Here is a 12,852-nt window from a genome sequence, read left to right as displayed (position 1 = left end):
AGCAAACGGATGCACGCCTATCACCAGCGACGCCTGGCGGGGCACCGACCAGCGCGCGGCGGTCGGCGCCGGAGTGCCAAGAAAACGGCTCTGGCGCAGAAACGGTGGTCGGGTGACCACCGTCCTTTGTGGTCACAGACGTCCGCGATCATGATGCCCGTGCGATGTGATCGAGGCCGCCTTCCCGCAGCTGTCTTCGCTGGTCATCGAGCAGGTCGTCGATCTCGGGACAACGGTGGGTGTCGTAGCCCGAACGCCCATGGCGGCCGCGGCGTGCCCGGACTGCGGGCAGCTCAGCGAGCGGGTGCACGCCTATCACCAGCGACGCCTGGCCGATCTGCCGGTCGGTGGCCGCGCCGTCGTCGTGCACCTGCGCGTGCGTCGCCTGGTCTGTGCGGCACTGCCCTGCCCGCGGCGGACCTTTCGCGAGCAGGTGCCCGCGTTGACCCAGCGGTGGGCGCGGCGGACCCGGCAGCTGAGCGCCCTGGTCGCTGACTTGGCCGTCATCACCGCGGGCCGGGCCGGTGCGGGTGTGCTGGCCCGGGTCGGCGCCCGGGTTTCGCGCAGCACGGTGCTGCGGGTGCTGATGGCGGTGCCGATCCCCGCCCTCCCAGTGCCGGCCGTGCTGAGCGTGGACGACTTCGCGCTGCGCCGGGGCCGCCGTTACGCGACGTTGCTGATCGACGCGGTCACCCATCGCCGCGTCGATGTGCTGCCCGACCGCAAAACGGACACCCTGACCGCGTGGCTGCGTGACCATCCGGGCGTGCAGGTCGTTTGCCGCGACGGGTCGGCAGCCTATGCCGAGGCGATCCGCACCGCAGCGCCCCAGGCGATGCAGGTCAGCGATCGCTGGCATCTGTGGGCGAACCTGGCCAAGGCCGTCGAGAAGACCGCGATTGCCCACTCAGGCTGCTGGCGACAAGGCCCTGTCCAGCCGGATCAGCCCCTGGATGAGCGCACCCGCGACCGCCACCGAGCCGTGCACGCGCTCCTCGATCAAGGCCACGGCCTGCTGGAATGCGCCCGCCGGTTGGGCTGGGCGCTGAACACCGTGAAGCGTTACGCTCGCGCGGCGTCAGCGGAGGAGTTGAAACGCCCGCCGCGCTACCGCGAGACGCTGGTCGATCCGTTCCGGGATCACCTGCGCCGCCGCCGGGCTGAGCAACCCGGCGTCGCGGTGACCCGGCTGCTTGCCGAGATCCGCGAGCTCGGCTATACCGGCAGCACAAACCTGCTGGTCCGCTACCTACTGCTCGCCCTGTTTGCCGAGATGGAGCGTACGTTCACCGCCGAACGCGCCGCCAACGCCCGTGCGGTCGCCGAGGCCAACGGCCGGCACGTCGGTCGGCCCCTCGCCCACCCCGCTGACAAGATCGAGTACGCCCGGCCACTCAAGGCCCAAGGCCACAGCTTCGGCACGATCGCCAGCAAGACCGGCATCCCGAAGACCTCTCTACACCGCTACCTGATCGGGCTGCCCGTGGCCCTGGCGGAAGAAGAGCCGGAGGATGTGGCCTAACCGGAGCAAAGCTGCTGTGGCTGGGCTTCGTGCTGGATGAGGCACACAGTGGGGCTTCTCGGTTGCCGTGCGCGGCTAGTGACGTGAGTCGTTAATGCGGGTGCAGTACCTGGCGATGGATTCGAGGATCTGGTCGGCGGTCTCGGTCCAGACGCCCCCACAACACACTCACAGTAAGCGCGGCTGCCGCGCTGCCGGGTAGTACGCGATGTCGGTGATCTACGAGTCGGAGACAGCACCCGATACGACCATCTCGATCCGCGGAAGGCCACGTTGGCGCGCGAGCTGGCGCCTGCAAGGGTGCGTAAGCACCGGTGGTGGTCAGGAGTCGATCCAGAGCAGACCGCGTGGGGTTTCCTTACCGGTCGGGCTGATCCGCAGGGCGTCGAGGGCGCCGCGGGTGGTCGGGTGTATGACTTCGATCCATTCGGTGCCGCCGTGTTCGGTGAGGCAGTCCTGCATCGAGGTGAGGTAGCGCAGGGAGAAGCCGGCGAAGTACGGGGTGTCGCTGTTCTGGACGTCGCGGCCGTGCAGGTGGACTTGTGCCGGGTCGATGCCTCGGGCCAGCAGGTGGGCAAACACGGCGCGGCCGGCCCGGTGCAGCGGGCTGTCGGGGTTCCATCGGCGTTCGAGGTGGTCGCGGGCTAGCGGGTGATCGATGTCGGTGTCTGGCAGGACCAGGCGTTCGACGGTGATGAGCTCTGCGGTGATCGCCCGGCTCAGGGTTTCTCGGTACGGGCGTGGTAGCCAGCGGTCGAGGCCTTCGAACTGGGGCAGCATCGCGTCGCGCGGCGCTCGGCCAGCCGTCGGGTCGGCTTTGATGTCGCGCAAGCGGGTCAGGACGGTGTCGAGATCCTCGCCGCGCTGCCACAGCAGGGTCATGTCGTAGTCCGCGTCCGCCCGGTTGTTGAACGCGAACTCGATACCGCGTTTACGGCCGACGAGGGGTTTCTTAAACTCGACCTGCGGGTTGCGGCCGCTGCTGAGGGCGTGGATGACGGTGGAGATCCAGCGGTCGCCGGTCTGGTCGTACTCAATGTCGAGATCGACGTCTGCTGGTTGCAGGGCTCCCCTGGCGAACGAGCCGTAGACGTAAACCTCGGTGACCAGGTTCAGAGGCCATTCTTGTTGTAATTCGATCAGCCGGGTCAGGACTTCTTCGGTCAACGCGGCGGCCCGTTCTCGTTCCACCAGCCGATGATGCACCGGATCAGCGGCCCGGTCGAGGATGTTCACTATCGTGGATGCGGGCACTCCTCGTGGGCGTCCTAGGATCTTTGGTGTGTCGGGCTGGGTGCGTCGTTCGGCACAGGCGGCGCTTCCTTTGCGGTGGGGCCCAGCCGTGCAGGTCGAAGATCCAAAATGTCCCGAGCAGGTGTTTGGTCAGTGCCCACAGTTCCGGGCGCAGCGGTTGGAACGCGGCCGTGTCGTGTTCGAAGGTATCCGAGTGTCACTGCATCCAGTTCGTGACCAGTTTCCCGGTGGGTGAGCTGGATTCGTTTGGTCAAGTGTTTGAAATCCCAGGCGACACCAAAGACAATCAATGGAATCGCTTAGCGCTACGTTCACTGAGCCACTGTTACCGCTCACCATCGGAATACCCGAAACGTCACTCAGAGTAGTCGAAGCCGCTGACCCCCACACTGCCAGTGTGCTTCACGCACATAACGTGACCTGCACGTTTATCTATAAACGCAGGTAGGGACGTTTTCGACATGCCGTTGAGCGTCCATGGAGGTAACCGAGATGCACGTTGCGTGTTCGCATGTGAACATCAATCTCGTTACCTTCGATCGCATGGCAAAGATGAACCCACGGGGAAGTCCTGGATCGTCCGCTGGCGCGAGGGCAGCGCCGGAAAGTGGCAGACGTGCACTTTCGCGGACAAAAGCCAGGGACAGCAGGCCGAAGACTTAGCCAACGCGCATAACCACAAGATTTCGGACACTGAGGTCTACGCAATCGTGTTCGGCTGGAACAAGACGACCGTGCCGGAGCCCGACGAGCAGCCGGAGACGCCGCTTGTCGAGGACTAGATCGAGACGTGGCTTGAGGCGAAGGTCGACATCGCCAAGAGCACGAAGAAGGAATACGCGCGCCTGCTGCACGGTAAGTGGATCACTCAGCCGGTGGGCGGGGCGCCTGCGCTGGCGAAGATGCGCATCGGGTAGGTGGACCGAGCCGCGCATGTGGATCTGTGGAAGGCCGGCATGTCGGAGACGTTGATGCCGGCCGGGGTTCGCAAACACTGGTCCGTCCTGGGCAAGGTGATCCGGGATGCCACGCCTCGGTACAGGCTCGATAACCCGTTTGATCGTCCGGCGGGTCAGAGCACCAACGGGCTGCCGACTATCGATCAGTACGACGCGTACTTCCTGACGGTGAAGGAGTCGGAGATTCTGCTGGCGGCGTGTCCGCCGCACATACGGGATCTCGTCATCGTTGCGCTGGGAACGGGGATGCGGCTGAGTGAGTTGCTGGGTCTTCGGGTCAAGGCGGTTTCGCTGAATGGTAAGAGCCCGGCGGTGTTCGTCGTGAAGACGCTCAGCCGTACTGGTGGGCTGTCTGCTCCGAAGTCGCGGAAGTCGCGGCGTCCGATCCCGTTGGCGCCTCGGGTGGTGGAGGTGCTGCGGCGGTTGATTGCAGGGAAGAACGGCAATGACTTCGTGTTCACGTCGCCGTCGGGGTTGGCGTGGGACGCGAACAACTTCCGTAACCGGGAGTGGCGGTATGTCGTGGCGCGAGCGCAGCGATGCGCGGAGCACCCGCCGAAGATCCGTAAGGTGGGTAACGGGTCGGAGTTGGATCAGGTCAAGTCGCTTGCGGTGTCGACGTGTGGCTGCCCGACGCGGCTACATCAGCGTCCGCGGTTTCATGACCTGCGGCACTCGTTCGTGGCGTATCTGATCTCGGCCGGGTTCGATTTCCTGGCGATCCAGCAGATCGTCGGGCACGCGTCGATCAAGACAACGTTCGATACTTATGGTCACCGGCTGGCGGAGCACGACAAGAAGTTGCTGGGCAAGCTCAACAAGTTGCTGCCGAAGGCCGCGCAGGTCGTGGACCTGGAGAAGTTCGAGCGGGACCGGTCGGCTCGGGCGAAGAAGCGCAAGGGTAAGGGCGAGGTGGCTCCGTTCATTGCCGGTTTGAAGTTCGCGGCGTAGTGGCTGGTGGGTGCCGACACCTTCGGGTGACGGCACCCACCAGCCGTGATCGGTCCTAGGTTGCGGGGGTAAGACGTGTCGAAGTTGGGTGATGGTCAGGGCCGGCCGACGGATCGCGCGCCGCGGGAACAGAGGGCCGAGTCAGGGCCGTCCAGGGCTGCCGGGCCGGCATACACGCTCCGCTGTTTGCAGTGTGGATCGGGCGAACAGTTGAGGCGGGTCGTTGCGGTCTACCGCGAGGGCCGCGATGTCGTGGACGTGCGCGGGGAGGCGTTCGCGGCTGATGGCAGTGGCATGTTGCCGGTGCGGGCGCGGGCGGTACGGGTCAGTGGGCTGGCGCGCGTTCTGACGCCGCCGCAGCGGCCGCGGTCGGCGACGGTGCCGGCGGTGGTGGCGGGGGCGAGCGTTTTTTTCCTGGCGGTTCTCGTCCGGGGGTCGTCGATGGACGGGGAGGCTGCAGGCAGGTGGCCCGCGTTCGTAGGGCTGTCGATCGTCGCGGCGGCGGCGGGATTCGTGGCGTGGACGCGCCGCAACAATGCCGGTTGCGGTGTGGTGGTGGATCGTGCTCGGCGGTTGTGGCAGGACTGTTGGTATTGCCGGCGATGCGGGTTTGTGTCGTTGATGACGACAACTGGGGTTTCCCGGGTGTTGGCGGCGAAGGGTTTAGCGGCTTCGCTGATCCGGATTGCGGGCGAATTACGGTGGCACCCGGCGACGGCCCGCGACTGACTCCGTAGATCGGGCCGGACCGGATGGTGGTGATGACGGATGCATGGTCGCCGGATTGGGTGCCCGCCGAGGGGGTGATTAGGTGTTGCGGGCAGTGGCGATGGTGCAGCCATGGCCGGTGTTGGTGAAGTTGATGCTTTTTCGGCGAGCCTCGCGAAATGAGGTACTGGGCTTGCAGCTGCGCGCCGTCGGCTCCAGGCGGGCGTGATCGACGACAAGTGTCCGGTCATCGCCAGCTGGGTTGCTTGACGCGCTGGAGCTGACGACAGCTGGCAGACGGATGAATGAATGATTATTCGGTGGTTCGCTCGTGAACGACGAATGCCTGCGCCGGCGGCGGTTAACGTTCCTGCCGCTCTCCGGAACACGCTGCTTTCCGCGCGCCCAGGAAATGACCCCTAGCCAGGACTACCGAGTCGGGCGTTCGCCTGCAGGGATCAGGAATGGTTCGCGAATTCTGTGGTGGCCGAGTGGCGAAAACACGAATTCGAGCGCTACTGTTGAGCCTCTTTCCCGCAGATTCGGAGCAGCTGTCATGGCGAAGCAGATTGTCACCATTCTTACCGACGACCTGGATGGCGGCGAGGCAGATCGGACGGTGGAGTTCGGCCTGGATGGCGTGAGCTACACGATTGACCTGTCCGAGAAGAACACCGGAAAGCTCCGCAAAGCCCTTGACCCGTTCATCACCGCGGGGACGCGGGTGCCGCGCACCAGCGCAGTGGCCCGCCGGGGGCCGGGCCGGGGCGATGCCGGTGAGGCCCGATCGTCTCGGAACGAGAATCAAGAGATCCGTGCCTGGGCGAAGAGTCAGGGCCTGGAGTTGTCGGACCGCGGTCGCATCCCCACGCATGTCGTTGAGAAATACCAGTCTCGCTGACGTGGTGGTTGCCTTAAGACAGTGACGCCGCTCCGGTTCCCACGGGGGAAGGATCCGGAGCGGCGTCGGCGTGTAGGTTACGCCGCCGCTCCGCGTGGGCGGGCTGCCCACCTGTCTAATTTCTGGTTGGCTCCATGCGTCTGGTTCGTCAGCCCAGGATGTGCTGTCCGGGCTGGCGAACCATTCTGGGCATGGTAATCGTGCCGCCCCTTGCGTGCAGAATGAGCGGGCGGGTTTCGGGACCGAGCCGGCTGGGCTCCGTGAGGACGGCACGATGACGATCTATGCAGTGCATGATGGGGCGCTAGGTGGAATCCTCGCGGTCTGGCCGACCGGGGATGCTCACCGCGCCGCTGTGCTTGGCTCAGCGTTTATCGGGGCCGGACCCTCGGAGACGGTCATGTTGGCCGAGGCGTTGAGCGAGCTCTCCAGGAGTTTGTGGCAGGTGTACGCCGAGCCTGCGCAACTTGATGACGAGCAGATGGGCGGCGGCTCCGAGGCGATGTTCGCCGCTGTTGCGGAAGCGATTACCGCTCCGAACCTGCCGAACGGTGACGGATCGGTGCTGATGTCGTATGACGAGCCGGTCGAATGCGCGCACGAGGTCGGCCGCGTCTTGCACGCGATCGGTGACTCGGCGATCAGCGAGGTAGTTGTCGTGGAAGTTGGCTCTGAGGTGGATGCGATACAGCGCGCTGGCCGGGGTGACTTCGCCGGGCGTGCAGCCCAAGGCGTGGTGGCGGAGGTCGTGGATCCGCCGCCTTCACAGGTGGCCACCGCGGACCAGTTGTTTCGTGCCAGCCCGCTCGGAGATCCACGGTTGTTCCATGATGTGACGCCGGCTGCCGCCTGTGTCGCGGGAGCACATTGGCTGGTTGCCGCTGCCGGCGTCGCAGCGGAGTGTGCGGGTGTCGCTGCGGGCGCGGTGTTCGCCGATGCCGACGACATTGAGGCCGTGTCGGTGGAGGTGCCGACCTACGTCGTCAGGCAGTCGCTCGCTGGATTAGGTCCGCGGGAAATCGTGACGCAGATGCTCAGTGAGGCGGCGAACGCTCGTGACGGTCTCACACCCGATCCGCTGCGACTGCCGGCCCTAGTCGATGCCGCCAGGGCCGAGGCTCTGAGCTTGCCAGTCGGCAAACGCGGTGACGCGCTCATGATGTTGCTGCAACGGCTGACTCCGCTCGATCCCGGTCGAGCGAGCCGCGATCTTCTCGAACACCTCCTGGACGGTATTCGGTCGTGCCTGATGGTGTATGACGAGGCCATCGGCGACGTAGGCGTCGAGGCCGACGAAGATCCGACGAGCGCAGCGGGTCAACGGTCCACTCACGCGTTTCTAGCCGCGGTACGTGAGCGCGCGCATCTCCTAAGCGTTCAGCTACTTCGGTAACCGCTGCGCACCCAACACAGCGCCCCAAGCGTGTTCAGGAACGCAACGGCGGCGGTCCTCGCCCGACTCGCAGCGAGCGGGTGGCACCAGTGGATGCGCCATAGATGCCGGCACGCCGTTCATGGCCTGACGCTGAGCTTTCGCCAGCCGCCCTGATCGCTCATCAGGTCTTCGACGAGCCGGAGAGCGGTCTCATCGGTGGGCGGATGCCACAATCGGGCTTCACCGGCTGAGCCTCCCGCTCGCGCCTCCACGGCTAGTTGATCGCCATGTGCGCGCAGATACACGTCGCGCCGGGCGCGACCCCACCTGCCATTCCACCAGTGTTGCTCGGTAACGCCCGCCATGGCCAGATCGTACACATGTTCCATTTCTCTGACCCTGCACTGCAAGCGACCCCGTGCTGATCTTTTAAGACATTCAGTTCCAATCAGTTCATTCAGGGCTATTTAGCACCAACCGCTTTCGCAGCGCGAGGGGAAGTCGGACCCATAACCTCAGAGAACGGCAGGCGGGAATCGGTGGCCCTTGAACTACCATTTGGTCCACCTGCGCTCAATCGCCGGCCTGACCCGCGGCCGCCGCAGGTTTGCCGTGGGCTGCCTATGCGGCCTCCTGCTCCGCCGGTGTTTCCACCGAGACAACCGTCGGCACCATGATTTCTTCAGGCTTCCACCAGGGGACGCCGTAGGTCGCCCAACGCTTAAGTACTCGGCGGTCGACGATGTGAATCCCCTGACTGTCCGCGAAGGCCTCGGCGCTAGCGGAGAGCGCTCGGTTGGTCACGATGCCAACGATGTCCGCACCGTGAATCGGACGCGCTGTGCCGTTCAGCTGGTGTACGTGTCGTGGATCCAGCCGATTTCCCTGTTTGGTTGAGTGCTTGCACTGCAGAACGATCCGGAGGCCGTCCGGGGTGGTAGCGATGACGTCCGCGCCCTGGTCGCCAGGTCCGCCGCGATCCCTCTGAATCGTGCATCCATCCCGCTTGAGAAGCCAGGCAGTGAGCTGCTCGAACGACTCGGGCGATTCCGTGTCGACCTGAGAGAGTGCAACCGATTTCGGCGTACGGGAGAACTCGTTGCGGGACTTCCACCGTGCCACGATCCGGTTTGATCCGTCCTCGTATTCCTGGTTACTCGCCTGCATCCGCTTCGACATTCGCCGTGCAGCCGCCATCGAGCCGTCGAGGTAGTGAAGTGCGATCCCTTGGCGTAGCCCGTCGGCGCCGTACGACTGCGAGAACGCCGAAGCGACGTCGGGATCGGAAAGCGCAGCGATCACCTTGTCGCACAGGGCTATATGCGCACGGGCAAGGACCCGCTCGTTCTCCAGCTGGTTTCGGTCGGCCCGCAGATACTCGGCAACCTCGTCTTGCACCGACTCCCAGCCACGATCGGTCATCTTCAGGTGATCGCTGGCGTTGATCTCCATGTTGAACGTCACCGTCTCATCCAGCTCAGTCCAATGGCGCCGGAGGGCTTGAGTAACCCTGATCTCGACCTCGCGGAAAACGATGGCGTGAACCGTTTCGTCGGCGAGTTTGCCGAGGACCGAGCCGAAGGCCACGCCGAGGTCGTTGTCGCCGAGTTTCGGAGGGCGCATCGAGCCCGACTTGTTGATCTTCACGGCCGGACGGTACCGCGACCCACCGACAAGTTGATCTTGCGGGTGACTCGCGGCTTACCTCTCGTCGTCATGGACCTCTCGGTTTCGCTGCTGCCGCAAACGCCGAGAGATTCCAAGGCGGACTACGCCCGGGCGGGCGCGGATCCGCGGCGGGTGGACAAGGTGCTACCGGCGCCGGTCACCAGCCGACGTAACGGGGGCCCGACCAGGCCGGAACATCGCGGTGCCCGCGGTCGGGCGGCGGGCCTTCGGCTGCGCCGCCCAACCGCGCTCTGCCGTTTGCGGCCTGGGCGACGTTATCGGGCAACGGACTGGAAGCCGGCGCTAGTGAATTTCGCAGCGCTGACCCGCCAACCGCCCGTCTTCGGATCCGCGAGTGGGCCAGCGATCGAAGGCGTGGTCCTCCGATGGATGCTGCTGGTACGCAGCCCCCAGCCGTACGGGTAGAGCGGCCGGTAGTTCGCGTCGCCGACGTTGATCGGCACCTGGTCGGCGCTGGCCGGCCAGGTCACCGGCAGCCGGCCGGTGAACGCCCTCTTGCCGAACAGCACGTCGGCGACTCCAGCGCCTTCACTGCCGGGCAGCCACGACGCGACCAGGGCGTCGATCTTGCCGAGCCGGTCGGTGATGATCTGTGGTCGGCCGGACACGACCAACACCACGCACTTAGTCACGGCGCCGCAGACCCTATCGATCGCGGCCTTGTCGCTTGACTGCAAGGTGAGGGACTTGGTCTCCTTCTGCGCGTCGGTGCCCCACGGCCAGGCCGGCCCGCCGACGTCGCCGTACCCTTCGGCGTACGGGGTCTCCCCCACCACGACGATGCCGACGTCGTCCTTGCCGATCGGTGCGGAGGCGTCGGCGCTGTAGGTTACCTTCGCGGTCGGGACGACCTGACGAATGCCATCGAGGATCGTGGTGCCGGGGATGGTGTCACCGGAGCGGCCCTGCCAGTCGAGGGTCCAGCCGCCGGCCTGGTTGCCGATGTTGTCGGCGTTGCGGCCGGCCACGTATACCTTCGCGTCCGAGCGCAGCGGCAGCAGGTTGCCGTCGTTCTTCAGCAGCACCTGGCTTTCGGCGACCGCCTTGCGGGCCAAGGCTCGGTGCTCGGTGCTGCCAACGACGTCGACCCGGTCGGTGGACGCGAACGGCTTGTCGAACAGGCCGAGCTCGAACTTCGAGGTCAGGATCCGGGCGACGGCGTCGTTGATCCGGCTCTGGCTGACCCGGCCCGCGGTGACTTCGGTTTTGAGCAGCGTTTCGAACCGTTGCGCGGTGTTCGGCTCCATGAACATGTCGATGCCGGCGTTCACGGCGGTCCGGACCTGGACGGCGGTGGGCTTGGCCGTGTCCGCGGTGGCGGTCGGGTCGGGGATCTGGTGGATGCCTTCCCAGTCGGTAATCACGAATCCGTCGAAGCCGAGCTTGCCCTTGAGGGTGCCGGTGAGCAGTTCGCGGTTGGCGTGCATCTTGATCGGGTTGCCGATGCCGTCGTCGGTGAAGTCGACGCTGGAGAATGACGGCATCACGCTACCGGCACCGGCTCGGATGCCGGCGGCGTAGGGCGGGAGGATGGTGGCGGCGAAGTCGGCGCGGCTGGTGGTGGTGATGCCGCGGTCGATGGTGTAGCCGCTGTCGCCGGTGCCGTAGGTGGTGTTGCCGTCGCCGGCGTAGTGCTTGATCGTCGCGAGGACCCGGTCTGGGTCGTCCAGCTGTGAGGTACGGCGGCCCTGCAGGCCGGTGACTGCGGTGGTCATCTGGGTGACCAGCTTCGGGTCTTCGCCGAACGACTCGTACGAGCGGCCCCACCGTTCGTCGCGGGTGACGCACACGCACGGGGCGAAGTCCCACGGGACGCCGGTGGCGCGGACTTCGGCTGCGGTGGCGTGGTAGACCTGCCCTACGAGCTGCGGATTGCGGGTGGCGCCGAGGCCAATGTTCTGCGGGAAGATCGTCGCGCCGAGCACGTTGCCGTGGCCGTGGACGGCGTCGACGCCGTAGATGATCGGGATCTGCAGCGGGGTGCTCAGCGCGGCCTGTTGGAAGGTGTTGACCATGGTCACCCATCCGGTCGGGGTGTTTGAGGCCGGCACGGAGCCGCCGCCGGAGAGCACCGACCCGAGCCGCAGGTTCGCGATCGTGGTGGGGTCGTCGGTGACCGCGGCGCGTTCGGCCTGGGTCATCTGGCCGATCTTGTCGTCCAGGCTCATCCGGGCGAGCAGGTCGGCGACGCGACGCCTCGTGCTGAGCTTGCTGTTCAGATACGGGAGGCCGTTGGCGTTGATCACCACCGTCGGCGCGGCGCCCACGGTCAGGCCGGCCGAGGTGGGGGTCAGCGCGACGGGAATTGTCTCGGCGGTTTCGGTGCTGCGGTCGCGGCGCACCGGGATGCGGATCGTCGTGCGGGCACCGGGCATGCTGCCTGCGGCGAACGTCGCCGCGCCGCTCGTCGTCGTGTAGTCGGCCCCGGAGGTTGCCGTGCCCGTGGTGGTTCGGTACGTCAGCGTGGCCGGTTTCGCGAGGGCCTTGCTGTCGCTGGTGGTAACGGTCAGGGTGATGGTGGCGGCCTCGCCCTCGCCGGCCTGGTAGTAGGCCTGCGCCGCGCTAACGGTGGCCGTCTGCGCGTCGGCGGCGAAGGCGGCCTGGCCGGAAAGTAGTCCGGCCGCGATGAGACCGGTAGTCACGACTGCGGTGCGGCGACGCGACAGCCAGCCGTGGCGTCGGCGGTGTGAAGGCATGCTCTTCTCCTTCTCGATGACAGATCATTCCTTGAGGGCAGCCAGCGGCTCTTGCGCAGGCAAGATCGGCGGGCCTCGACGGTGGCGGGCCTTCAGGAGCACGTCAGATGTCGATCTGAGCTTCGTGCGGAAGTTCTGGTGGGTGCCACCGCCGACTGCCCGCCTCGCCGGCAGGCCAACCCCCTCGCACCGGCGGTGGCGTCCCCCTGCCGATGACCTTGCCGGTTGGTGATCCGCTGCGACAGTTGTCGCCGATTGCCTCCGGTTGCCGGGGCGCACATATCGGACGCCTAGCGGCACCCATCACGCGGCATCACTCTCGCCGCAGTGCAGGTTTCACCTGCGTCACGGGTCGTTCGGCATGCTCGGGGCGGGTCGTCTGCCTGTCATCTTCGCGTGCAGCCGCTGGTGACTGGCCGGCGCGGTGATCAAGCCGGGGAGCCGTCCAGTCGAGGACGCCACTGAGGAACAAGCAGAGGCGAACCTCTCGGCGTTCATCGACGAAGCCACTGAGCGGGGGACTCACGCTGGCGGACAAGCCCATTCGTCATCCTGAAGGCGACGCTGACGGGCGGTACTCGTGGCTGCTGCCGCTGGAAAACGGCCAGCACCTGCCGGTCAGGATGCCTGGCGCCGCGCTCGACCAGGTTCACGAAGGACGAGCCGCACCCGGAGAGTCGGCAAAGCGGTCGGCGTGGACCTACTGCATCCGCGTCGGCGAATCATGGTGGTGGTGGAACGATGCCGTCGGCGCCGCCATCCCCCGCGAGCCGAGTCTGTATACCCGCTGAGGTGCC

At 66.0% G+C, this 12,852-nt stretch carries 9 protein-coding genes; 6 read left to right on the top strand and 3 right to left on the bottom strand.

Going from position 1 to position 12,852, the window contains the following annotated elements; all coding sequences use genetic code 11:
* The first annotated feature begins 166 nt into the window (after positions 1–166).
* Complete coding sequence (locus ACSHV8_RS01210; RefSeq protein ID WP_436528510.1) at positions 167–1,522, top strand: ISL3 family transposase; 1,356 nt, start codon at positions 167–169, stop codon at positions 1,520–1,522.
* A 321-nt stretch (positions 1,523–1,843) separates the two neighbouring features.
* On the opposite strand, the gene ACSHV8_RS01205 is transcribed toward ACSHV8_RS01210, so the two are convergent.
* Positions 1,844–2,758 (bottom strand): nucleotidyltransferase domain-containing protein, encoded by a 915-nt coding sequence (locus ACSHV8_RS01205; protein WP_436528509.1) that lies wholly within the window; start codon positions 2,756–2,758, stop codon positions 1,844–1,846.
* A gap of 479 nt (positions 2,759–3,237) precedes the next feature.
* Here ACSHV8_RS01205 and ACSHV8_RS01200 point away from each other — a divergent pair, with 479 nt between their 5' ends.
* From ACSHV8_RS01200 to ACSHV8_RS01180, 5 genes are all read left to right on the top strand, one after another.
* Positions 3,238–3,558 carry a hypothetical protein gene (locus ACSHV8_RS01200; RefSeq protein ID WP_436528507.1) on the top strand — a complete coding sequence of 107 codons (321 nt, stop codon included), beginning with the start codon at positions 3,238–3,240 and terminating at the stop codon, positions 3,556–3,558.
* 153 nt (positions 3,559–3,711) lie between these two features.
* The gene (locus ACSHV8_RS01195; protein ID WP_436528505.1) at positions 3,712–4,686 is read left to right on the top strand and encodes a tyrosine-type recombinase/integrase; all 975 of its coding nucleotides are present in this window, start codon (positions 3,712–3,714) and stop codon (positions 4,684–4,686) included.
* Positions 4,687–4,896: 210 nt separating this feature from the next.
* Positions 4,897–5,415, top strand: coding sequence for a hypothetical protein (locus ACSHV8_RS01190; RefSeq protein WP_436528503.1), 519 nt, complete (start codon positions 4,897–4,899; stop codon positions 5,413–5,415).
* 535 nt (positions 5,416–5,950) lie between these two features.
* Positions 5,951–6,295 (top strand): histone-like nucleoid-structuring protein Lsr2, encoded by a 345-nt coding sequence (locus ACSHV8_RS01185; protein ID WP_436528502.1) that lies wholly within the window; start codon positions 5,951–5,953, stop codon positions 6,293–6,295.
* Between the two features lie 274 nt (positions 6,296–6,569).
* Complete coding sequence (locus ACSHV8_RS01180; RefSeq protein WP_436528500.1) at positions 6,570–7,688, top strand: hypothetical protein; 1,119 nt, start codon at positions 6,570–6,572, stop codon at positions 7,686–7,688.
* Positions 7,689–8,291: 603 nt separating this feature from the next.
* Here ACSHV8_RS01180 and ACSHV8_RS01175 read toward each other — a convergent pair.
* Positions 8,292–9,317, bottom strand: coding sequence for a restriction endonuclease (locus tag ACSHV8_RS01175; protein WP_436528498.1), 1,026 nt, complete (start codon positions 9,315–9,317; stop codon positions 8,292–8,294).
* 296 nt (positions 9,318–9,613) lie between these two features.
* Positions 9,614–12,055, bottom strand: coding sequence for a glycoside hydrolase family 3 protein (locus ACSHV8_RS01170; protein WP_436528496.1), 2,442 nt, complete (start codon positions 12,053–12,055; stop codon positions 9,614–9,616).
* Positions 12,056–12,852 lie beyond the last annotated feature (797 nt).

The organism is Actinoplanes sp. HUAS TT8 (genome assembly GCF_051380535.1).
Classification (GTDB): domain Bacteria; phylum Actinomycetota; class Actinomycetes; order Mycobacteriales; family Micromonosporaceae; genus Actinoplanes.
Note: the sequence above shows the minus strand (reverse complement) of the source record. Positions and strands in the feature narration are given on the sequence as shown.